Source organism: Marivita sp. (genome assembly GCF_022763305.1).
Taxonomy (GTDB): domain Bacteria; phylum Pseudomonadota; class Alphaproteobacteria; order Rhodobacterales; family Rhodobacteraceae; genus Marivita.
In genome coordinates this window covers 44,684-66,845 of record NZ_JALEGT010000121.1, presented here as the reverse complement: position 1 = coordinate 66,845, position 22,162 = coordinate 44,684, and the positions used below count along the sequence as shown (strand labels likewise).

The window sequence follows — 22,162 nt, the reverse complement described above, 5'->3', positions numbered from 1 at the left end:
CACATGGCCGTGTATAACCTTGGGTCGATCAACGCGGACCTGTTCTATCGCGTCCCGCATCTGATCGCGCCGGGCGAAACACTTGCCTCGACTGAGCACAGCCGGGGTCTGGGGGGCAAGGGTGCGAACATGTCGGTCGCCATTGCCCGTGCTGCCGCGCGAGCGGTGCATGTCGGGGCAGTTGGTGCTGATGGGCGCTGGGCGGTGGAACGGTTTCTGGAATACGGTGTCGATACGCGCAACATCGTCGAATTGGATGTGCCCACCGGTCATGCGGTCATCATGGTCGACGAACATGGCGAAAACGCCATTCTCCTTTATCCCGGTGCAAATCGGGCCGTAACAGAGGCACATATTGCAGCGGCCCTGCAAGCTGCGACCGATCTCGACACGTTCGTTTTCCAGAACGAGACCTCGGGACAGGTCGAAGGTGCCAAGCTGGCCTCTGCCAAAGGGATGCGGGTGGTCTATGCGGCCGCCCCTTTCGATACGCAGGCGGTCGAGGCGGTTTTGCCGATGCTCGACATTCTTGTGATGAATGCCGTCGAAGCCCAGCAATTGACCGACGCGCTGGGCACGTCGCTGGCGGACCTGCCGGTACGTGATGTGATCGTGACGCTGGGCGGCGATGGCTGTCGCTGGATCAACACGGACGACGGTACAGACAGAACCTTTCCCGCCATTCCGGTCACCCCGGTCGACACGACCGGGGCAGGGGATACTTTCACGGGTTTTCTGGTGGCCGGGCTGGATCGGGGCCTGCCGATGGAACAGGCGATTTCACTGGGTCAGCAGGCCGGGGCGATCATGGTCACCCGGCACGGAACGGCGGATGTGATCCCCGATCTGAAAGACATCGAGGATGCGCGGTTGGCTTAGTTGCCGATGAATGGCGCGTCGCTGCCCCACAGCTCCTTGATCCGCGCATCACGGCCGCAGCCTTTGCGATACCGCTTGTAGGCTTCGTTTTGCGGTATCGCGCCAAACCGGGTCAGCACACGCTTGGTGCCTTTGTAATAATCCTGATGATAGGCCTCGGCCTCATAAAAAGCCTTTGCGTCCAGAATCGGGGTCACGATCTTGCGGCCCAAGGCAGCTTGCGCCTCGGCCTTGGCCTTTTCCGCCGCAGCACGTTGGGCTGAATTAGAGACGAATATTGCCGTGGCATAGCTTTGTCCCCGGTCACAGAACTGCCCGTCCGCATCGGTCGGGTCGATCGACCGGAAGAACAGATTGTAAAGCCGGGAATGGTCGATCACGCCACTGTCGTAAATGATCCTGACCGCTTCGTAATGGCCGGTGTTGCCGGATGTGACCTGTTTGTAGCTCGGATCAGCCACCATTCCACCGGTATAGCCCGATACAGCCTCCTTCACGCCGCGCACCCGTTCGAAATCGGCCTCGACGCACCAGAAACAGCCACCGGCAACAATGATCTCGCGGGTCTCGCCTGCTCTTGCGTCGGTCGATTGCAGGAAAACCCCGGCCAGAATGGCCAGAGACAGGATGATGGGATGACTGCGGCGAAGCGTGCGCATGAGAAACCTCCATAAAACTGAGACCAGCCTGCTCTGAAAGACCGAGTCGGCGCAATTTCCGTGTCGGGATCTCACCTGAAGGTGAAATCGAGTTACCGCTTGCGCGATCTGCCGTTCTCGATACCGTCACGGCAAATCAAGGAACAAAGGAGGCAGGTGACATGAAGGTGGCGATGTGGTCAGGCCCCCGCAATCTATCGACCGCGATGATGTATTCCTTTGCCCAACGCGCCGATTTCAGCGTTCTGGATGAGCCGTTCTACGGGCCTTACCTGCGGCTGACTGACCTGAATCATCCGATGCGCCAAGAGGTCCTTGCAGATCGCACCGATGACACAGTTGAGGTAGAACAGTCTCTGATCGGACCGGTCCCGGATGGCAAACCCCACGCCTATCACAAGCATATGTGCCAGCACATGATCGACGGTATCCCCCGCGGTTTCATGGCAGAGTGTGTAAATGTGTTCCTGATCCGCCACCCTGCGCGCGTGGTGGCAAGCTTTGCTAAGGGCTATCCTGACCTCACCGCCGAGGACATCGGTTTCGAGGCGCAAGCCGAGTTGTTCGACCACGTTGCATCGCTTGGCCAGACCCCGGTCGTGATCGACAGCGCCGACATCCGCGACGACCCCGAAGGCATGCTCGGGGCACTGTGTGAAACAATCGGGTTGGAGTTCGATCCCGCGATGCTGTCCTGGCCTCCCGGGCCAAAGCCTTATGACGGGGTCTGGGCGCCACATTGGTACAGGTCGCTTCATGCGTCGACCGGGTTTGCCGGACCAGAGGGGCCGTTGCCCGAATTGACAGGCCATTTGGCAGAGTTGGTAGAGGAGACGATGCCATACTACCAAGTGCTTGAGGCCCAAAAAATTTCAGGCTGAGTGAAACTCTGAACGGTCAGAGTCCGTGGTTTTGGGTGTTCGCGGGGTCAAAGCCCGCACCAAACAGGAGATTGACCATGAAATATGCACTCTCGACCACAATTTTCGCCCTGTCCGCAACGGCTCTGATCGCGGGTGGCCACTCGATGGCACCGTCTGTTGAAGCGATGGATCAGGATGTGTCCGGTGGCACCGTGACCGCAACCAAAGTCGTTGCCCCGGCGAATGGCTGGATGGTTGTGCACCGCACCGATGCGGAAATGAAGCCGGGCCCGGTGGTCGGCTACGCCGCCCTCAAGGAAGGTGAGAACATGGACGTTGCCGCGATCCTTCAGGAAGACGTCGCATCGGGCGAGATGCTGATGCTGATGGTGCATGGCGAAGATGGGGGCATGTCGACAGGCGTGTTCGAATATACGCTAGGCGCCAAGGAGGACGGCCCGATCCGGGTGGACGACAAGCTTGTAATGACGGTCGTGACCGCCAACTGAAAAACGAAAAAGGCCCGCCGAAATGGCGGGCCTTTTGGCTTGAACAGAGACTGATTTACTTTAGCCGACGGTTCCGCGCCGCAAGCAGCTTCAGCCGCAGCGCGTTGAGTTGGATGAACCCCTGTGCGTCTTTCTGATCGTAAGCGCCTGCGTCTTCTTCGAAGGTCACATGCGCTTCGGAATAGAGGGAATGGTCCGACCAGCGTGCGACGGTCGTGGCCGATCCTTTGTAAAGCTTCACGCGCACCGTGCCGGTCACATGTTCCTGGCTTTTGTCGATGAGCGCTTGCAGCATCTCGCGCTCGGGCGAGAACCAGAAGCCGTTGTAGATCAGCTCCGCATAACGCGGCATGATCGAATCCTTGAGGTGGCCCGCGCCGCTGTCCAGCGTGATCTGTTCAATCCCGCGATGCGCTTCGAGCAGGATGGTGCCGCCGGGCGTTTCGTAGATGCCGCGCGACTTCATGCCGACAAAGCGGTTTTCCACGAGGTCCAGACGGCCGACGCCGTGCTTGCCGCCCAGTTCGTTCAGCTTGGTCAGGATCGTTGCAGGCGACATCGCTTCGCCGTTGATGGCCACGGCATCGCCCTTTTCGAACGTGATCTCGACCATTTCCGGAGTATCGGGCGCATCCTCGGGATGTACGGTGCGCTGGTAGACGTAATCGGGTGCCTCTTCGGACGGGTTCTCAAGAACTTTGCCCTCGGACGAGGTGTGCAGCAGGTTCGCATCCACCGAGAACGGCGCTTCGCCGCGCTTGTCCTTGGCGATCGGGATCTGGTTCTTTTCCGCAAAATCGAGCAGCCGGGTCCGCGAGGTCAGATCCCATTCCCGCCAGGGCGCGATCACCTTGATGTCGGGGTTGAGCGCATAGGCTGCCAGTTCGAACCGCACCTGATCGTTCCCCTTGCCGGTTGCGCCATGCGCCACGGCATCGGCCCCGGTCTCTTCCGCGATCTCGACCAGACGCTTGGAGATCAGCGGACGGGCGATGGAGGTGCCGAGAAGATACAGCCCTTCATAAAGCGCATTGGCGCGGAACATCGGGAAGACGAAATCGCGCACGAATTCCTCGCGGACGTCTTCGATGTAGATGTTCTCGGGCTTGATCCCCAGCAGGATCGCCTTTTCGCGCGCCGGTTCCAGCTCTTCGCCCTGGCCCAGATCGGCGGTGAAGGTCACGACTTCGCAACCATACTCCGTCTGAAGCCATTTCAGAATGATCGAGGTATCGAGGCCACCGGAATAGGCCAACACAACTTTTTTGGGCGCAGACATGGGTTTTCCTTTAACGGGTTTGCCGGGGCGATTACTTGTTTTTCAGCGCAGGGGCAAGAAGTCGCCTTGGAACAAGGTCGACACAACAAAAGCGGGGATACGATGAAGGGTTGGCAGATTTTCCGGCATTCGTTCAATCTGGTGATGGCCAACCTTGATCAGGCGTTCCGCCTTTCGTTGGTTCTTTACCTCGCGCAAAGCATTTACACAGTCTACAGTTTCTTCAACCCGCCCCAGATGATGGAATTCGAAGGCACCGAAGTGCCCGTGATGTCACCCGAGACAATTCTTCCGACGATCCTTTTCGGGATACTCGCCGTGATCGCGAGCCTCTGGATCGCAGTCGCCTGGCATCGCTTTGCCCTCACCGGTGAGAGTACATCTGGATGGCTGCCGCGGTTTCATGGCTCCGCCGTCATGGGTTATCTGGGGCGGTCCATCCTGATCGGCGTTCTCGTCGTGCTCGGGGTCATGGTCCTGTCGATCCCCGTCGGTATCATCTCCATCGGGTTGCCGCCTTTGGCCGGGATCATGTCCCTGATCCTGATCGGGACAGCCGCCTATCTGTTTTTCAGGCTGGGTGTCATGCTTCCAGCCGCTGCACTTGGAGAGAGGCTGACACTGGGCGAAACCTGGGACGTGACGAAAGGGCAAAGTGGCACAATCCTTGTCCTCGCCCTGATCGTGGTTGGTGCAAGCATCGTCATCCAACTTCCTTCGTGGTTCAATGACGACCCGAGTTCGGTCATCAACGTCGTCTATTCGCTTGTCGTCAACTGGTTTGCCACGATCATCGGAATCTCGGTTCTGACCACGCTCTACGGCCATTTCGTGGAAAACCGACCCATTGACTGACTGCGTACGACCATGCGCTATTGCGCCGAGGGGGATGTATGACTGATTTTGCCCAATCCGCGCGTGACGCGACCGAAGCGATGCGCGAGGTGTTCCCACCGACGCCGCTTCTTCGCAATGCCCATTTGTCCGAGCAATACGACGCGGACATCTATCTCAAGCGGGAAGATCTGTCCCCGGTGCGCAGCTACAAGCTGCGTGGTGCGTTCAACGCCATGCGCAAACGCCCGGATGTTCAGCTTTTCGTTTGTGCCAGCGCGGGCAATCACGCGCAGGGCGTGGCCTATATGTGCAAACATTTCGGCAAAACCGGCGTGATCTTCATGCCGGTGACGACGCCGCAGCAGAAGATCCAGAAAACGGCCATGTTCGGTGGTGAAAGTATCGAGATTCGTCTGACAGGTGACTATTTCGATGACACCCTCGCGGCGGCACAGGCCTTCTGTACCGAGGCGGGCGGGCATTTTCTTTCGCCCTTTGATGATGAAGACGTGATCGAAGGGCAGGCAAGCGTTGCAGTAGAGGTAATCCAGCAGCTCGGCAAAATGCCCGATCATCTTGTAATTCCTGTGGGGGGTGGCGGCTTGTCGGCTGGCATGCTGAGTTACCTGGGAACAGGGTGCCAATACACCTTTGTGGAACCGGCAGGCGGGGCCTGTCTTCGCGCTGCTCTCGAGGTGGGAAAGCCGGTGCGCCTCGACAAGGTGAACACCTTTGCCGATGGTGCGGCGGTAGGACAGATCGGGCAGCGCACCTTCGCGCGGCTGTCGGGTGTCGGACTGGCCAACACTCTGACCATCAAGGAGGACCGGCTGTGTACGACGATCCTCGAGATGCTGAACGTCGAAGGAATTGTGCTTGAACCCGCAGGGGCCTTGTCGGTCGATGCGTTGCAGGACCTAGGCCAGTCGATCAAGGGGCGCACGGTCGTCTGTGTCACCACGGGCGGCAATTTCGACTTTGAACGTTTGCCCGAAGTCAAGGAACGGGCTCAGAAATACCTCGGGCTCAAGAAGTATTTTATCCTGCGATTGCCGCAGCGCCCAGGCGCCCTGAAGGATTTCCTGAACTTTCTCGGACCAGAGGACGACATCGCCCGATTTGAATACCTCAAGAAATCGGCCCGCAACTATGGCTCGGTGCTGATCGGCATCGAAACCCGCAACGCGACCAATTTCGATCGATTGTTCGGTCAGCTCGACTCGGCCGGATTCACCTATCAGGACATCACCGACGATGATCTGTTGTCGCAATTCGTGATCTGATGCCTCTTGATGGGGCACATGTCATTGTCACCGGTGCCGGACAGGGAATCGGCGCGGCCTTGGCGCGGGCGCTCGCCGCGCGAGGTGCCTGCGTTCTCGTCAGCGATCTCGTTCCCGCTCTCGCGCAGCGCGTAGCGGATGAAATAGGCGGTGTTCCACATCACGGTGATCTCTGCGATCCCGAGGTGATCAAAGAGATGATCGACTGCGCGCAAGATGCGTTCGGCCATGTCGATATGCTGTTCTCGAATGCTGGATTTGCGTTGGGCGAACCCGATGGGCCTGTGTCGCAACCTGATGGCCACTGGCAGAAAAGCTGGGATCTGCACGTCATGGCACATCTGCGCGCAGCGCGATTGCTGTTGCCGCAGATGGTTGCCCGGAAATCGGGCGTTCTGGTGAATGTCGCGTCCGCCGCCGGGCTTCTGTCACAGATTGGGGATGCCGCGTACTCTGCAACGAAACACGCCGCAGTCAGCCTTGCACAATCCCTTGCCATCGACCACGCCCATCAGGGTGTGCAGGTCTCCGTTGTCTGTCCGCTCTATGTGGCGACGCCGCTTCTGGGATACGAAGAACATGAGGGCGAGCGTCCTGCAGGTGTGATAGCGCCCGAAACCGTTGCGCAGGCAACTCTGCATGGCGTTGAGCACGGACAATTCCTGATCCTTCCCCACCCCGAGGCGCAGACGTTCTTCCTGCAACGGGCGTCAGATACGGACCGGTGGATCAGTGGAATGCAGCGTTTGCGGGCCCGTGTCATGGATCAGGCCGATGGAACGGACCCGGCCGCTATTCACCGGTTCATCTAGGCGGCAAATCTGCGCGAATATTCCGTTTCGAACAGCGCGCGCGACTGTCGATAAAGTTGCTTGAGAACCGGCAGGTCAATGGACACCGTGCCCAGTGCGGCATTCCGCTCGGCCACGCTGCACATGTCGGACAACTGGGAAAAGCCAAGGTTGAGAGCCGAGCCCTTGAGGAAGTGCATCAGCTCCTGAACCTCTTGCGGATCGTCTTCGACACTTTGGAGGCGCGACAGGGTGTCTTCGACCTCCATCAGGAACAGCTCGGCCACTTCTGCGAAATCATCTGGTCCGATTTCGCATCGCAGTTCGGAAACACGCAGCCAGTCGATCATGGGACCCTCCATCCTTGCGGGTTTCGGATAGCAGCTAAAGGTGAACAAATTGCAACGACGCGCCGTGAACCGAAATATCTTCGGACTTTCATATCCGGTTAACACTTACGGCGTATAGCGATGTGCGGGGGCCGACGCTTGGGTTGGTGATGGTTATGTTTCAGAACGCGGCATTCGCGTTCCCCGATTTGCGGGGCGGTCATTCGTGCCGGGTACTGGTCGTCGATGACAGCCGCGCACAGCGTCGGATCCTCACCCTGATGTTGCAGCGCTGGGGGTTCCACGTTGCCGAGGCGGAAGATGCCGAAGCCGGGCTTGACCTTTGTGAGACATTTCAACCTGATTTCATCATTTCGGACTGGATGATGCCCGGGCTCAGCGGGCCTGAATTTTGTGCCGCGTTTCGGGCCACCCAACGCGACAGGTATGGCTATTTCATTCTCCTGACCTCGAAGTCCGAAAAGGCCGCTGTCACCACAGGGCTGGAATCCGGTGCGGATGATTTTCTGACCAAGCCCGTGAATGGGGACGAACTGCGCGCGCGCATCAACGCGGGCGCCCGAATCCTGTCGATGGAGCAGGAACTTCGGGCCAAGAATGCGATGATCGTCGATACCTTGTCCCAGTTGCAAACTATTCACGCAGCCATCGACAAGGACCTGCAACAAGCACGTATTCTGCAGGAATCATTGATGCCGATCCGCTCCGCGCGCTTTGGTGCAAGCCGGGTCAGCCTGCTCTTGCGATCCTGTGGCCATGTCGGCGGTGATCTTGCAGGAATGTTCTCGGGTCCTGCGGGCGAGTTCGGCCTCTTCAGTCTCGATGTGTCGGGACATGGCATCACCTCTGCCATGATGACGGCGCGTGTCGCCGGATATCTGACTCCGGATCACCCCGAAGAAAACCTTGCCCTGACACGTACCGACGGGGAATTGGAATGCCTTCCGCCCCGGCAACTCGCCGCGCGATTGAACCAACGCATCGTTGCACAGAAGGGCGTCACCGAATACCTCACGTTGGCATATGCGCATGTTCAACCCTCCGGCAGGATTCGCTTTGTCCAGGCGGGGCATCCGCCCCCGCTGCTCTTGCGGCATTCCGGACACGCGGAATTTGTGGGATCCGGGGGATTGCCCATCGGTCTGATCGAAGGCGCCGAGTTCGAAGATCATGAGGTCACCTTGATGCCCGGTGATCGGCTCTTGCTGTACACGGACGGCTTCACCGAAGCGGTGCTGCGGGATGGATCGATGCTCGACACCGATGGCTTGCGCACCCTCGTCCAGTCCATCTCGCCCAAGATCACCGGGCCTGATTTCCTCGACGAACTCTATGAGCGCCTGAAAGCGATGCTGGGAGATGGATCAGAGTTCGATGACGATCTGTCAGCGGCGCTGCTGGAATATGCCGATGCGTGATTGAAAGCGCGCCACGAAATCGCGATCTCCACTATTCGCGAGGCAGGACATGGCCTCGTCCATCCCCATCCATAGCGCCGTGTGGCCCGGCTCAAGTGGCGGACCATAGCGACGAACCGGAGAGGCGATGTAGATCAGACACAGCTTTTCCGCCCAAAGATCGTATTCGGGCATATAGGTGAACCGGCGATACGCCCCAAGACGACGTGCACTCGCGATGCGCCAGCCGGTTTCTTCGTAGACCTCGCGAATCAGGGCCTGAACCGGCGACTCGCCCGGATCGACGCCACCACCGGGCAATTGTACCTCGGGTTCGGGCGCATCCTGATGCGTCAGCAGCAGCCCGTCGCCCAAGGGCAGAATGGCATAAGCCCCCGTGCGCAGCGTGTAGGATCTGCCAGCGTCCGGTGCGTCGCCAAACCTGCGGATCATGTCATTCCCCTTCTGCCCCTTGGACCTGCCGGATCGTCCCTTATATAGTCCCGAACATGCCGGAGGGCGGCAAGCAAGGAAATTCCATGACACTCGGATCGAAAATCGCCTGGGACGACACCGTCCTGCCCTTTCAACTTGACCGTTCGGGCATCCGTGGCCGGGTGGCCCGTCTGGACGGGGTGTTGAGCGGTATTCTCAAGCAGCACAACTACCCGCCTCAGGTCGAGGCGTTGGTGGCCGAGATGGCCTTGCTGACCGCGTTGATCGGGCAGACGATCAAGCTGCGCTGGAAGCTGTCGCTGCAGATCCAGACCAAGGGTGCGGTGCGCATGATCGCCACCGATTTCTATGCGCCCGAGGCCGAAGGTGAGCCTGCCCGCATCCGTGCCTATGCCAGCTTTGATCGTGACCGGATCACCGATGGCCCGGCGATGGATCAGATCGGCGAAGGCTATTTCGCGATCCTGATGGATCAGGGCAAGGGCATGCAGCCGTATCAGGGGATCACGCCGCTGACAGGCCAGACCCTGTCAAGCTGTGCCGAGGCGTATTTCGCGCAGTCCGAGCAGTTGCCGACCAAATTCGCGCTGAGCTTTGGTCAGTCGACGGAACCCGGCGTACCGCAGCATTGGCGCGCAGGCGGGATCATGGTGCAGCACATGCCCAAGGCGTCGCCCTTTGCCGAGGGTGGCGGATCGGGCGAAGGCGGTCTGTTGCACGCCGATGACCTGCTGAACGAGGACGAGGGCGAGAACTGGAACCGGGTGAACTACCATCTGGCCACGGTCGAAGACATGGAGCTGATCGGTCCGTCCCTGCCCTCGACCGACCTGCTGTTCCGTCTGTTTCACGAAGAAGGTCCGCGCGTGTTCGATGCCTTGCCGGTGCGGTTTGGCTGTACCTGTTCGGAAGACCGCGTGCGGCAAAGCCTGTCGATCTATTCGGCCAAGGACATCGCCACGATGACAACGGCCGAAGGCCGCGTGACGGCGGACTGCCAGTTCTGCGGCGCGCATTACAATCTGGATCCGGCCACCGTCGGGTTCGAGGCCGAAGAGGTGTCGGGTGAATGACCGTGCGCGGCTTGAAGCGGCGCTGACGCAGAACAGCACGGCCTCGTCCGATTTCGATCTGAACCCGGATGTGGTTCTCCCGGTGGGGCGCAAACTGCGCCCCGCTGGTGTTTTGGTCCCTGTCATTGCGGGTGCGCAGGGGGCGGAGGTGCTTTTGACCAAACGGTCGTCGCGGCTCAAACACCATCCCGGTCAGATCGCCTTTCCCGGCGGCAAACAGGACGACGGCGATGCCGATGTGATCGCAGCCGCCTTGCGCGAGGCCGAGGAAGAGGTAGGTCTGCCGCGTGGCCATGTCGAGATACTGGGCACCTTGCCGACCCATGAAACAGTGACGGGTTTTCTGGTGACGCCCGTTGTGGGCTGGATCGAAACCGCGTTTGACGTGATCCCCGAACCGGGCGAAGTGGCCGAAGCGTTCCGCGTTCCGCTGGCGCATGTGACCGACGCCAGCCAATTTACGGTGCAATCCCGGCGGTGGCGGGGCACGCGCCGCCATTACTATACCGTTCCCTTCGGACCCTACTACATTTGGGGGGCAACGGCGCGTATCCTGCGCGGGCTGGCCCAACGAATGGAGAGCGTATGAAGGTCACGGGCGACTGGTTGACCGCAGACAGCACACAGGCGGTGTTCGCCGCGTTGCAGGCTGACGGACACAGCGCCTTTGCCGTAGGGGGATGTGTGCGCAATGCGCTCATGAGTGTCCCCGTCACGGATATCGACATCGCAACCGATGCCACCCCCGAAACCGTGCAGAGCCTTGCGCAGGCGGCAGGCCTCAAATCCGTGCCGACAGGCATCGACCACGGAACGATCACGGTAGTGTCCGGCGGCACGGGGTATGAGGTCACCACGTTTCGCGCGGATACCGAAACCGATGGCCGACATGCGGTGGTGCGGTTCTCGACCGATATGGCCGAAGATGCGGCGCGGCGTGATTTCACCATGAATGCGCTTTATGCCGATGCGGCGGGGCAGGTGGTCGACCCTTTGGGGGGACTCCCCGATCTCGAGGCGCGGCATGTGCGGTTCATCGGTACAGCACAGGATCGGATCGCCGAGGACTACCTGCGCATCCTGCGCTTCTTTCGCTTTGCCGCGTGGTACGGCGATCCCGATCTCGGGTTCGACCCCGACGCGCTTGCGGCCATTGCTCAAAGTCTGGACGGCCTTCAGGGCCTGTCGCGGGAACGGATCGGCGGGGAAGTGATCAAGCTTCTTGCAGCGCCCGATCCCGCACCGGCTGTCGGCTCGATGGAACAAACCGGTGTCCTGCACGCCATTCTGCCGGGAAGTACGACGCGCGGTCTGGCAGTGCTTGTGCATCTTGAACAGACCAACAACGTGGTCCCCGACCCGCTCCGCAGGCTGGCGGTTTTGGGCGTGTTCGACAGCGACGGATTGCGGCTCTCGAAAAAGCAGCAAAGGCGACTTGAGCAGTATCAGAGCCTGATCTCGACCACAGAATCCCCCGCCGAGTTGGGGTATCGGCAGGGTGCAGAGGTGGCGGAGGACGTGATCCTTCTGCGCGCCGCTCTTCTGGAAGCGCCGGTCGCACCAGATGCTTTGCCCGACGCCAGGATGGGATCGCAGCAAAAATGCCCGGTCAAACCGGGTGACCTGATGCCCGCCTATACCGGTGCCGCGTTGGGCGAAAAGCTGCGCGAGGTCGAAGACAGGTGGGTCGCATCCGGCTTTACCCTGAGCAAGGCGGACCTTCTGCGTTAGGCGGGTTTCCTCTTCGAAAAACCCGCGCTAAAGTTGCGGTGTCATACGGACAATACCGAACATTGCTTTATCTATCGTCGTGGCCGTCCCGCACATCAGCGGGACCTTGGCCGCCTGCCTATGTCCCAAGGAGACCGTTCGGTGTTCCGCTTCTTCGAAAATCTGGTCGATCCTTACGTCCCCTACGACGAAAAGGACACGCCGCCCTCGCGACTGCTGCCGTTCCTGCTCGACTATGCGCAACCGTTCAAACGGGTCTTCGTCTATGCTGCGCTGATGTCGGTTGTGGTGGCGTCGATCGAGATCGGGTTGATCTGGGCCATGGGCTGGGTTGTCGACATCCTCGCCGGTGATCCGGCCGAGGTGTGGGACAGCTATGGCGGCTGGTTGATCGCGCTGGCGCTGTTCATTCTCTTTCTCAGGCCCGCGTTGCAGGCGCTGGACGTTCTGCTGCTGAACAACACGATCCTGCCGAATTTCGGCACTTTGATCCGCTGGCGGGCGCACAAGCATGTGCTGCGGCAATCCGTGGGCTGGTTCGAAAACGATTTTGCCGGACGCATCGCCAACCGGATCATGCAGACACCCCCCGCCGCAGGTGAAGCGGTGTTTCAGGTGTTCGACGCCATCACCTTTTCGATAGCCTATGTCGTCGGTGCATTGGTGCTGCTCGGGCAGGCGGACCCGCGTCTGGCGATCCCGCTGGTCGGATGGCTCTTCCTCTATGGCGCACTGGTGGTCTGGACGGTCAAACGGGTCGGCCCCGCCTCGCAAGCGGCCTCGGATGCCCGGTCCGAGGTCACGGGCCGCGTTGTAGACAGTTACACGAACATCCATTCGGTCAAGATGTTCGCCCACAATGACACCGAACTGACCTACGCCAAGGACGCGATCGAGAACACGCGCCGTACGTTTCAGTACGAAATGCGGCTCTTCACCATCATGGACGTTGTTCTGGTCACGCTGAACGGTCTGCTGATCGTCGCCGTCGTCGGCTGGGCCTTCTGGCTCTGGATGCAGGGGCAGGCCAGTGTCGGTGTGGTCGCTGCGGCGACCGCTTTGACGCTGCGCCTCAACGCGATGACCGGCTGGATTATGTGGGCGCTGACCTCGTTCTTCCGCCAATTGGGCGTTGTGGCCGAAGGGATGGAAACCATTGCCCAGCCCATCACGTTGGTCGATCAGCCAAACGCAAAACCGCTGAAGCTGAGCACGGGGAAGATCGAGATTCAGTCTCTGACACACCACTATGGCCGCGACACGGGCGGTCTTGATGACATCACCCTGACCATTGAACCCGGCGAAAAGGTGGGTCTGGTCGGTCGGTCCGGAGCGGGAAAATCGACCCTGGTGAAACTGCTGCTGCGGTTCTACGACGCCGAACAGGGGCGCATCCTGATTGACGGTCAGGACATAAGCCATGTCACGCAGGACAGCCTGCGCCTCGCTATCGGTATGGTCCAGCAGGACAGCTCTTTGCTGCACCGGTCGGTTCGGGACAACATCCTGTACGGTCGACCGTCCGCCACCAAAGACGAATTGATCGCCGCCACCAGACAGGCGCAGGCGCACGAGTTCATCCTCAACCTGCAGGATCCGCAGGGGCGCACCGGGTATGACGCGCAGGTCGGGGAACGGGGTGTCAAACTCTCGGGGGGGCAACGTCAGCGCGTGACACTCGCGCGGGTGATCCTCAAGGACGCGCCGATCCTGCTTTTGGACGAGGCCACCAGCGCGCTTGATTCCGAGGTCGAAGCAGCAATTCAGGACACGCTGTATGGTATGATGGAGGGCAAGACGGTGATCGCCATTGCGCACCGACTGTCGACCATCGCCCATATGGATCGCATCCTCGTCTTGGATCACGGCAGCATCGTCGAACAGGGAAGTCATGATGCGCTTTTGGCCAAGGGTGGGCTATATGCTGGGTTCTGGGCCCGCCAGTCCGGTGGGTTCCTTGACCCGGATACAAAGGCTGCGGAATGATGCGGCAGTTCTACCACAACCTCATCTTGCGCGCCGGCAACCAGATTGATCCGGATGCCCCCGCACTGGGCGTGCCGCCTCTCGAACTGCGGGCCTTCATGGGGTGGTGCCTGCGGGGCGGTTGGCGCGTGGTCTGGCTGGGTGTGCTGATTTCCGTTCTGGCCGGGCTGACTGAAGTGGTGTCGATGCAGCTCTTGGGCAACGTTGTCGACGCGGTCGCGGCCACACCGCCAGAGACGTTTCTGACCGATCACGCCGGGCTTGTCATTGCCTGCATAGTCGTCCTTCTGATCGCCCGCCCGCTGCTGTTTGGTGGTCTGGCCCTGACCCAGTCTGTGATGATTGGCCCGAATATCGGGATGCAGATCATGGCCCGCATGTTCCGCTGGACGCTCGGCCAATCTGTCACATTTTTCGACAATGATTTTGCGGGACGTCTGGCCCAGAAAAAGATGCAGGCGTCGAACTCCCTGACCGAGATTGTGATTGAAACCGTCAACGCGGTGACCTTTGGCTTGGCAACGATCCTTGGAACAGCCTTTCTTGTCGGGGCCGTCAATCCTTGGATGATTGCCGCTCTGGGCGTCTGGTTCGCGATCTATCTCGGGTTCCTGCGTGTGATGCTGCCGATCATCCGCGCGCGGTCTGCCGCTCGCGCCGAAGCAAAGGCTCAGGTCACAGGGCAGGTTGTCGACACCATCAGCAACATCAAGACGGTCAAACTCTTTGCGGGGGATCGGCACGAGGATGGAAAGGCGCTGGGCGCGATGGAGCATTTGCGCGGAACCGCATTGCGGTTCGGCGAGGCGCAGACCCTGTTTCGCCTCGGACTGATGTTCATCGCCGGTGCCTTGCCGATTGTGTTGGTCGGCATGGCCGTCGCCATGCGCGGCAGCGGTACCGTGACTCCCGGTGACATTGCGGCTGTGGGGGCCGTCGGCATCCGCTTGTCTCAGATGACCGGATGGATCAGTTATACGATCATGGTCATCTACAGCCATGTCGGCGAAGTTGAGGACGGCATGAATACCTTGGCCCCGGCGCAAAGGATCGAGGACGCTCCAAGTGCCCCAGATCTTGTAGTGACCGATGGGCATATCCGGTTTGACGGCGTGTCGTTTGCCTACGGCCAACAGGAGGGCGGCATAGAAAACGTGTCGCTCGACATCGCGGCCGGGGAAAAACTTGCCGTGGTGGGGGCGTCAGGTGCGGGCAAGTCCACCCTCGTTTCTCTGTTGTTGCGGCTCTATGATACCGAAAAGGGCCGGATCACGATTGACGGACAGGACATCTCAACTGTCACACAGGAAAGTCTGCGTCGGCAGATCGGGATGGTCACGCAGGAAACGGCGATGTTCAATCGCTCGGCCATGGAAAACATCCGCTATGGCCGTCCGGACGCCACCGAGGCCGAAGTGATCCGTGCCGCCGAGAAAGCCGAAGCGCATGAGTTCATCCTCAGCCTAGAGGATTCCCGGGGACGGTCCGGATATGCGGTACATCTCGGGGAACGCGGCGTGAAATTGTCAGGTGGTCAGCGCCAACGCATCGCGCTTGCGCGCGCCATTCTGAAGGACGCTCCGATCCTTGTTCTTGATGAGGCAACCAGCGCGCTTGATTCCGAGGTTGAGGCCCAGATCCAATCGGCTTTGGAGCGTGTCATGGAGGGCAAGACAGTTCTCGCCATCGCGCACCGCCTGTCGACCATTGCCAGCATGGACCGGATCATCGTCATGGATGGTGGCCGTATTGCCGAAATCGGCACCCATGATGCTCTTCTCGCACAACACGGGCTCTATGCCCGCTACTGGGACCGTCAGTCCGGTGGCTTCATCGGTGCGCAGGCGGCCGAATGACTTTTGTTGGTCGCCTGATCCGGCCGTTCGATCCGGCAGAAGGGCCGCCGCCACAGGCAATCCTGCCCTTCATGCGGTGGGCGTTGCAGGGCGCTGAACGCGCGATCCTTGTGGCGTTTGCGGTGACGTTCGTCACAGGCATGTCCGAACTGGTCGCCGCCCGTTTTACCGGGTGGGTCATCGACCAGACAGCGGTGGCCGAGCAAGGCGCATTCTGGGCGACGTTCTGGCCGGTTGTCCTTGTCGGCGTGGCCTTCTTTCTCGTGATCCGGCCGCTGATCTTTGTCATGGATGCGGGCGTGACAAGCATCCTGCTTGGGCCGAACCTTTATCCCATGATCCTGGCACGCTTGAACCAGCATACGCTGGGTCATTCGATGCAGTTCTTCGAGAATGATTTTGCCGGTCGCCTGAGCCAGAAAGCGCTTCAAACCGCACGTGCGCTGACCGATCTGGTGATCGAGGTCTCGGACGTCGTCATCTATTCCATCGCGATGTTCATCGGGGCTTTTGTCCTCATGCTGACCATCGACGCGCGCTTGCTTCTGGTCTTTGTTGTTTGGGCGATCCTCTATGCGGCGGCGTTGCGTTATTTCATCCCGCGGGTTCAGAAACGATCCAAGGCTCGGGCTGGCGCGCGAACCCATGTCACGGGTCAGGTGGTGGACATCTATTCCAACATCGCGGCGGTCAAACTGTTTGCCGGTGACGCGGACGAGGACACGGCGACCCGCGCCGCTCTGGACGCCTATCGGGACCGCTCCCTTGAATTCGGAACACTCTCGGCTGTCTTCCGCATGGTCCTGATGACGCTGGGTGGCATCCTGCCGCTGTTCGCCATTCTCGGGGCTCTCTGGCTGTGGAGCGCGGGCAGTGCCTCCGCCGGGGACATCGCCATGACCGCGATGATCACCACGCGCCTGTCGATGCTGACCAATCGCCTGGGCCGGGTCGCGATGTCGATCTTTACCAATATCGGTGAAGTCGAAGACGGGATCGGTACCCTGACGCCCGCACATGGGATCACCGACCGTCCGATGGCGCAGGACAGTGCGCCGCGTGGTCATGTGCGGTTCGATAAGGTGAGCTTTGGCTATGGCCGGACCGCTCGCGCGCTGGACGGGTTCGACTTGACGATCGCGGAGGGTGAGAAAGTCGCGCTGGTCGGCGCGTCAGGGGCCGGTAAATCGACCGTCGTGTCGCTTCTGCTTCGACTCTACGATGTCGAGCAAGGGCGGATCACGCTGGGTGGCACGGACATCCGGGACGTCACGCAGATCGCGCTTCGCAAGGATATCTCGGTCGTGCGGCAGGAAACCTCGATGTTCAACCGCTCCGCAATGGAGAACATCCGGTACGGTCGCCCCGAAGCCACCGACGAAGAGGTGTTCGAGGCTGCGCGCCGTGCGTCGGCCCATACCTTCATCGAGGGTCTTGTCGATCTCAAGGGGCGTGTTGGATACGCGGCCCATCTTGGCGAACGAGGGGTCAAGCTGTCCGGTGGTCAACGCCAGCGCATTGCCCTGGCGCGCGCAATCCTGAAGGATGCGCCAATCCTCGTTCTGGACGAGGCAACCAGCGCGCTCGATTCCGAGGTGGAATCCGAGATCCAGACCGCGTTGGAGCACGTGATGCAGGGCAAGACCGTTCTTGCCATTGCGCATCGTCTGTCGACCATCGCCAGCATGGACCGGATCGTGGTGATGGACGCAGGCCGCATTGTCGAGATCGGGACGCACGACGCGCTTCTGGCCAAGGGCGGGCTTTATGCGCGCTACTGGGATCGGCAGTCCGGCGGGTTCATCGGAGCCGAAGCCGCCGAATAGCCCTCGACCAATCCCTTTGGCTGAGGCAAAAGCCGCCGCATGACAACGGTAACGATCAAACGACTGGGCCACTTGGGCGACGGCATTGCCGACGGTCCGATCTATGTTGCCGGCGCTCTGCCCGGCGAGGTGGTGAGCGGCACGCTCGAGGGGGAGCATCTGCGCGATGCCAAGATCGACAGGCCGTCGGATCAGCGGGTCAAGCCACCGTGCTCGCACGCGAGATCCTGTGGTGGCTGCCAGCTGCAACATGCGTCCGATGCCTTCGTCGCTGACTGGAAGCGCGATGTGGTACGGCAAGCGCTTGCCGCGCAGGGCATCGCGATCGACCTTGATGAGCCGATCACGTCACCGCCCCAGTCCCGTCGGCGGGCCACATTTTCCGTGCGTCGCACCAAGAAGGGTGCGCTGGCCGGATTTCACATTAAAGCATCAGACACCATCATCGCCGTCCCGAATTGCCAGCTTGTACATCCCGACCTGAGCGCCGCGCTTCCGATGGTCGAAGCGCTGGGCGCGCTTGGCGCATCCCGCAAGGGCGAACTGTCCGTGCTTGTCACGCGCACCGATACCGGTCTCGACGTGGCTGTCACCGGCGGCAAGGAGATGGATGTTGCTCTGCACCAGTCACTTGCCGAACTGGCCCGCGACTATGATCTGGCGCGGATCAGCTGGGATGACGACATCGCCCTGCAACGCCGCGCACCGATCCTGCGCCTTGGTCCTGCTGATCTGACGCCACCACCCGGAGCCTTTCTGCAAGCGACGAAAGAGGGGGAAATCACCCTGATCGACGCGGTGCATCAGGCTCTACACGGGGCAAAGCGGGTCATCGACCTTTTCGCCGGTTGCGGAACATTCGCGCTTCCATTGGCTCAAGACGCCATGGTGCACGCGGTTGAAGGCGACCGCGAAATGATCCGTGCGCTTGACCATGCCTGGCGCAATGCGGAAGGGTTGAAACGGATCACCCACGAAGTGCGTGACCTCTTCCGCGCCCCGCTGCAGCCCGAGGAACTGTCGAAATGCGACGCCGTGGTGATCGACCCGCCGCGCGCCGGTGCTGCGGCACAGGTCGCCGAACTTGCACAGGCCAGGGTCCCGCGGATCGCCCATGTTTCGTGCAACCCGGCAACATTCGCGCGAGATACCGCCACGTTGATCCGCGCGGGCTACGATCTTGAATGGGTCAGAGTGGTTGATCAATTCCGTTGGTCGACCCATGTGGAACTGGTGGCGCTTCTGCGCCGGGACAAGTGACGGGGCGGCACAATGCGCGACAAGGTGGCGGGGTTACTTGAACAACCCTGGGTGACGAATTTCATCATCGGCGTGATCCTGTTCAACGCCGTTTTGCTGGGGCTTGAAACCTCGGACGAGGTGATGGCGGTCGCTGGACCGATGATCCTCCTGCTGGATCAGCTCTGCCTTGCCATCTTCGTGATCGAGATTGCACTGAAACTGTTTGCCCATGGATGGCGATTTTTCCGCAGCGGATGGAATATCTTCGACTTCGTCATTGTCGGCATTGCGCTGGTTCCAGCGACACAAGGCTTTTCGGTTTTGCGCGCGCTGCGGATCCTGCGGGTGTTGCGGATCATCTCGGCCGCACCGCGTCTGCGCCGGGTGGTCGAAGGTTTCGTCACCGCGCTGCCCGGCATGGGCAGCGTGTTCCTCCTGATGGCGCTGATCTTCTATATCGGTGCCGTCATGGCCACCAAGCTCTTCAGCGACGCGTTCCCGGAATGGTTCGGCGATCTGGGACGGTCTGCCTATTCGCTGTTCCAGATCATGACGCTCGAATCGTGGTCGATGGGAATTGTCCGTCCTGTGATGGAGGTCTATCCTTGGGCGTGGGCGTTCTTCGTGCCGTTTATCATGGTCACGACCTTTGCCGTGGTGAACCTGCTGGTGGGTCTCATCGTGAATTCGATGCAGGATGCTCATGCCGAGGAATCGAATGAAAAGACCGATGCCTATCGTGACCAGGTGCTTGCCCGCTTGGAAGCCATCGAAAAACGTCTGGACCAGCGGTAAGTCGCGCATCGGGACTCACGGTTTCGTTTTCCCGTGGGCATGAATGTCTGGTAGGATGCCCGAAAACAAATCGGGCAGATCTTTCCATGTTGCGACTTCTGTGTCTTCTGGCGCTGTTCCTCGGGTTGACGGCCTGTGGCAAGTTTCCAACCTATACCGGTCCCGAAGTGACCCGGATCGTTGTCCAGAAGGCGGATCGCAAGATGTACCTGCTGCACCACAACGCGATCCTGAAGTCCTATGATATCGGTCTTGGCTTTGCACCGGTCGGGCACAAACAGGTTGAGGGCGACGGCAAGACGCCCGAAGGCGAATACATGATCGATCGCCGCAATCCGAACAGCAATTTCTACCTCTCCATCGGGATCGACTACCCGCGACCGCATGATGTGGAGGCCGCACGGGCCATGGGCAAATCGCCCGGTGGCGATATTTTCATTCATGGTCGACCTTGGAAAAACCGCAAGGGCGGGCGCGACTGGACCTGGGGCTGCATCGCCGTGACCAATCGCGAGATGCGAGAGATTTATTCCATGGTTCGGGACGGCACACCGATCACCATCAATCCGTGATACTTGGTCAGTCTTGCTGACCCATTGTTTCGCGCGCGAAACATTGGGTCCGGCGCGGACCTATATCAGGACGGGGCGTTGACCGGTGTGAAGCCGGTTTCGTTCGGTGCACCAAGAACAAGGTTCCACCAAATCTTGCCGTTCGATTCCTGGAACCAGGAAAAGCCCATTTCGCGCGCAGAGGGATCGAGAATCACGGTGCGCGTGTTCGGCGCTTCCATCCATGCGCCGAGCGTCTCGAGCTCGGTCTCGTAAGTTTCCGAGATCGCCTCACCGACAAGACGGCCGGAATATCCGGCCCGCTGGATGCGGGTGATCGGAGAAGACCCGTCCGAACCGAAATGCCACGGGCGGTTCTGCACGCTCATGTCGCGGGCATGGGTGGCCGCAGCGGCAGTCAACCGTGCGTCCAGCTCGAGGGCAGGTGCACCAGAGGCCTGACGCAGCGCATTGATCGCATCGAGCATCCGGAACTGGATGCGCCCCGTGTCCGTCGACCGAATGCGATACACTCGTGGAAGCGGTTTTCCGTCTGGCCCAAGCGTCGGAGGCGGCGGCGCTCCGGCGCAGGCCGTCAGCGCCATCGCGGCTGCACTCAGGATAAATGTCGAACGCTTCATGATAGGCCACCCAAATTCGGTCGTTCCCGGGCTTAGCCCCAGTCCGGGGGAGGAGCAAACACACAAAGCCGAGAATTGCCGATATGACATTCCTTTGAATTGCGACTGAGGCATTCACGCCATATAGACTAGAGACACAACTTCCGAATTTCCATGCTTACGCAGAGGCCAGAAAATGGCAGAAAATACTCGTTTTCCAATAAACCGCCGCGGTTTCCTTGCGGGAACCGCGGCGCTCGTGGCGACGCCCGCCGTCGCGCAGGACGTCAATGATGGCTCGACCGTCGAAATGGAGCGCGATCTGTCGCAGGTTGTCCGCCGCAACATCTCGAGCTTCCGGACCTTGGATTGGCAGCCCTATTTCAGCAACCTGACAAAGGGTGCGATCCTTGTCGACATCGATTCGCGGGCGCTTCACTACTGGGAAGAGAACGGGAATTACCGGCTGTATCCATCCTCCGTGCCGCTGACAGAAGACCTCACACGGCGCGGCCGCACGGAAGTTACGCTCAAGGATCCCGAGCCGGATTGGCGTCCGACACCGTCGATGAAGATCCGCAACCCCGAATGGCCGGATTATGTTCCGCCGGGTCCTGACAACCCGCTTGGTACCCGCGCGCTTCACCTGAGCTGGACCTATTACCGCATTCACGGAACCCATGACACACGCAAGATCGGACGGCGGTCTTCGAATGGGTGCATCGGGCTCTACAACGAGCATATCGAGGAACTTTACGAGTTGGCGAAAGTTGGCACGCAGGTGTTGCTAATTTGACGACATGGCGTCGAAGCTGGAAAGTCGAGCGATAAGATAGGTTTGCATTTGGCACGATATACTGGTTAGAGAGTCTTACGAGGTAAGTCTTGGGTGCCTGTCGTGTGTTGCTATGCGCGCCGACATGCAAATATCTGGAGGTTAATATGAAGAAACTCGTTCTCGCCGCCGCGTTCGCTGGTGCTGCTTCGACAGCAATGGCCGGTTCCTACGCAAAAGACGACGTGGTCATGGAGCCGGTGGTTGTGGTTGAAGAAGCCGCAGCAAGCTCCTCGTCCGCTGGCATCATCATCCCGCTGGTACTGCTCGTACTGCTGGCTGCTGCTGCTTCGGACTAATCCACAGCGGATTATCCTATAGAAAAAGGCGGTGCGTCAGCACCG

General features: G+C 60.2%; 23 protein-coding genes. 18 read left to right on the top strand and 5 right to left on the bottom strand.

Translation table 11 applies throughout. The annotated features are described in order from the left end of the window. Nucleotides 1-3 precede the first annotated feature (3 nt). Nucleotides 4-879 (top strand): ribokinase, encoded by an 876-nt coding sequence (locus MRY75_RS21365; RefSeq protein ID WP_292310024.1) that lies wholly within the window; start codon nucleotides 4-6, stop codon nucleotides 877-879. Here MRY75_RS21365 and msrA read toward each other — a convergent pair. Next, entirely contained in the window at nucleotides 876-1,538 is a 663-nt protein-coding gene (gene msrA, locus MRY75_RS21360; protein ID WP_292310022.1) for a peptide-methionine (S)-S-oxide reductase MsrA, read from the bottom strand. The genes MRY75_RS21365 and msrA overlap by 4 nt on opposite strands. A 161-nt stretch (nucleotides 1,539-1,699) precedes the next feature. On the opposite strand from msrA, the gene MRY75_RS21355 reads away from it, so the two are divergent. Together MRY75_RS21355 and MRY75_RS21350 are read left to right on the top strand one after the other, a co-directional pair. Then, on the top strand, nucleotides 1,700-2,419 hold the full coding sequence (locus MRY75_RS21355; protein WP_292310020.1) for an HAD family hydrolase: 720 nt from the start codon (nucleotides 1,700-1,702) through the stop codon (nucleotides 2,417-2,419). A gap of 77 nt (nucleotides 2,420-2,496) precedes the next feature. Continuing rightward, entirely contained in the window at nucleotides 2,497-2,910 is a 414-nt protein-coding gene (locus MRY75_RS21350) for a hypothetical protein (RefSeq protein ID WP_292310019.1), read from the top strand. A 55-nt stretch (nucleotides 2,911-2,965) separates the two neighbouring features. Here MRY75_RS21350 and MRY75_RS21345 read toward each other — a convergent pair whose 3' ends face one another. Next, on the bottom strand, nucleotides 2,966-4,189 hold the full coding sequence (locus MRY75_RS21345) for an argininosuccinate synthase (protein WP_292310017.1): 1,224 nt from the start codon (nucleotides 4,187-4,189) through the stop codon (nucleotides 2,966-2,968). Nucleotides 4,190-4,291: 102 nt separating this feature from the next. Here MRY75_RS21345 and MRY75_RS21340 point away from each other — a divergent pair, with 102 nt between their 5' ends. From MRY75_RS21340 to MRY75_RS21330, 3 genes are read left to right on the top strand one after another with little or no spacing between them, the layout of a single operon-like run. After that, the gene (locus MRY75_RS21340) at nucleotides 4,292-5,044 is read left to right on the top strand and encodes a hypothetical protein (RefSeq protein ID WP_292310016.1); all 753 of its coding nucleotides are present in this window, start codon (nucleotides 4,292-4,294) and stop codon (nucleotides 5,042-5,044) included. 38 nt (nucleotides 5,045-5,082) lie between these two features. Then, the gene (ilvA, locus tag MRY75_RS21335; protein ID WP_292310014.1) at nucleotides 5,083-6,309 is read left to right on the top strand and encodes a threonine ammonia-lyase IlvA; all 1,227 of its coding nucleotides are present in this window, start codon (nucleotides 5,083-5,085) and stop codon (nucleotides 6,307-6,309) included. Continuing rightward, complete coding sequence (locus tag MRY75_RS21330; RefSeq protein WP_292310012.1) at nucleotides 6,309-7,121, top strand: SDR family NAD(P)-dependent oxidoreductase; 813 nt, start codon at nucleotides 6,309-6,311, stop codon at nucleotides 7,119-7,121. The genes ilvA and MRY75_RS21330 overlap by 1 nt, the downstream gene beginning before the upstream one ends. On the opposite strand, the gene MRY75_RS21325 is transcribed toward MRY75_RS21330, so the two are convergent. Beyond that, the gene (locus MRY75_RS21325; protein ID WP_292310011.1) at nucleotides 7,118-7,450 is read right to left on the bottom strand and encodes an Hpt domain-containing protein; all 333 of its coding nucleotides are present in this window, start codon (nucleotides 7,448-7,450) and stop codon (nucleotides 7,118-7,120) included. The genes MRY75_RS21330 and MRY75_RS21325 overlap by 4 nt on opposite strands. Before the next feature lie 155 nt (nucleotides 7,451-7,605). Here MRY75_RS21325 and MRY75_RS21320 point away from each other — a divergent pair, with 155 nt between their 5' ends. Then, nucleotides 7,606-8,868, top strand: coding sequence for a SpoIIE family protein phosphatase (locus MRY75_RS21320; RefSeq protein WP_292310009.1), 1,263 nt, complete (start codon nucleotides 7,606-7,608; stop codon nucleotides 8,866-8,868). Here the strand turns inward: MRY75_RS21320 and MRY75_RS21315 are convergent. Then, nucleotides 8,836-9,300, bottom strand: a complete 465-nt coding sequence (locus tag MRY75_RS21315; RefSeq protein ID WP_292310007.1) for an NUDIX hydrolase — start codon at nucleotides 9,298-9,300, stop codon at nucleotides 8,836-8,838. The two genes, MRY75_RS21320 and MRY75_RS21315, sit on opposite strands and share 33 nt — an antisense overlap. A gap of 86 nt (nucleotides 9,301-9,386) precedes the next feature. Here MRY75_RS21315 and MRY75_RS21310 point away from each other — a divergent pair, with 86 nt between their 5' ends. The 9 genes from MRY75_RS21310 to MRY75_RS21270 all read left to right on the top strand — a co-directional run bounded on the left by MRY75_RS21310 (nucleotide 9,387) and on the right by MRY75_RS21270 (nucleotide 20,384). Beyond that, the gene (locus MRY75_RS21310) at nucleotides 9,387-10,376 is read left to right on the top strand and encodes an Hsp33 family molecular chaperone HslO (protein WP_292310005.1); all 990 of its coding nucleotides are present in this window, start codon (nucleotides 9,387-9,389) and stop codon (nucleotides 10,374-10,376) included. After that, on the top strand, nucleotides 10,369-10,965 hold the full coding sequence (locus tag MRY75_RS21305) for a CoA pyrophosphatase (protein ID WP_292310003.1): 597 nt from the start codon (nucleotides 10,369-10,371) through the stop codon (nucleotides 10,963-10,965). The genes MRY75_RS21310 and MRY75_RS21305 overlap by 8 nt, the downstream gene beginning before the upstream one ends. Further along, entirely contained in the window at nucleotides 10,962-12,107 is a 1,146-nt protein-coding gene (locus MRY75_RS21300; RefSeq protein WP_292310002.1) for a CCA tRNA nucleotidyltransferase, read from the top strand. The genes MRY75_RS21305 and MRY75_RS21300 overlap by 4 nt, the downstream gene beginning before the upstream one ends. Before the next feature lie 141 nt (nucleotides 12,108-12,248). Continuing rightward, the gene (locus MRY75_RS21295; protein ID WP_292310000.1) at nucleotides 12,249-14,093 is read left to right on the top strand and encodes an ABC transporter ATP-binding protein; all 1,845 of its coding nucleotides are present in this window, start codon (nucleotides 12,249-12,251) and stop codon (nucleotides 14,091-14,093) included. Continuing rightward, nucleotides 14,093-15,949 carry an ABC transporter ATP-binding protein gene (locus MRY75_RS21290; protein WP_292309998.1) on the top strand — a complete coding sequence of 619 codons (1,857 nt, stop codon included), beginning with the start codon at nucleotides 14,093-14,095 and terminating at the stop codon, nucleotides 15,947-15,949. The genes MRY75_RS21295 and MRY75_RS21290 overlap by 1 nt, the downstream gene beginning before the upstream one ends. Continuing rightward, the gene (locus MRY75_RS21285; protein ID WP_292309996.1) at nucleotides 15,946-17,775 is read left to right on the top strand and encodes an ABC transporter ATP-binding protein; all 1,830 of its coding nucleotides are present in this window, start codon (nucleotides 15,946-15,948) and stop codon (nucleotides 17,773-17,775) included. Before MRY75_RS21290 ends, MRY75_RS21285 begins: the two co-directional genes overlap by 4 nt. A 39-nt stretch (nucleotides 17,776-17,814) precedes the next feature. Next, nucleotides 17,815-19,035, top strand: a complete 1,221-nt coding sequence (locus tag MRY75_RS21280) for a class I SAM-dependent RNA methyltransferase (protein ID WP_292309994.1) — start codon at nucleotides 17,815-17,817, stop codon at nucleotides 19,033-19,035. Between the two features lie 12 nt (nucleotides 19,036-19,047). Continuing rightward, nucleotides 19,048-19,812, top strand: coding sequence for an ion transporter (locus tag MRY75_RS21275; RefSeq protein ID WP_292309992.1), 765 nt, complete (start codon nucleotides 19,048-19,050; stop codon nucleotides 19,810-19,812). Nucleotides 19,813-19,898: 86 nt separating this feature from the next. Beyond that, a complete protein-coding gene (locus MRY75_RS21270; protein WP_292309990.1) occupies nucleotides 19,899-20,384 on the top strand; it encodes a L,D-transpeptidase family protein in 486 nt (161 codons plus the stop codon). 65 nt (nucleotides 20,385-20,449) lie between these two features. On the opposite strand, the gene MRY75_RS21265 is transcribed toward MRY75_RS21270, so the two are convergent. Beyond that, a complete protein-coding gene (locus MRY75_RS21265; protein ID WP_292309988.1) occupies nucleotides 20,450-21,004 on the bottom strand; it encodes a CAP domain-containing protein in 555 nt (184 codons plus the stop codon). A gap of 175 nt (nucleotides 21,005-21,179) precedes the next feature. On the opposite strand from MRY75_RS21265, the gene MRY75_RS21260 reads away from it, so the two are divergent. Together MRY75_RS21260 and MRY75_RS21255 are read left to right on the top strand one after the other, a co-directional pair. Then, a complete protein-coding gene (locus tag MRY75_RS21260; protein WP_292309986.1) occupies nucleotides 21,180-21,779 on the top strand; it encodes a L,D-transpeptidase in 600 nt (199 codons plus the stop codon). A gap of 146 nt (nucleotides 21,780-21,925) precedes the next feature. Further along, a complete protein-coding gene (locus tag MRY75_RS21255) occupies nucleotides 21,926-22,117 on the top strand; it encodes a ferrochelatase (RefSeq protein ID WP_292309985.1) in 192 nt (63 codons plus the stop codon). The last annotated feature ends 45 nt before the right edge of the window (nucleotides 22,118-22,162 follow it).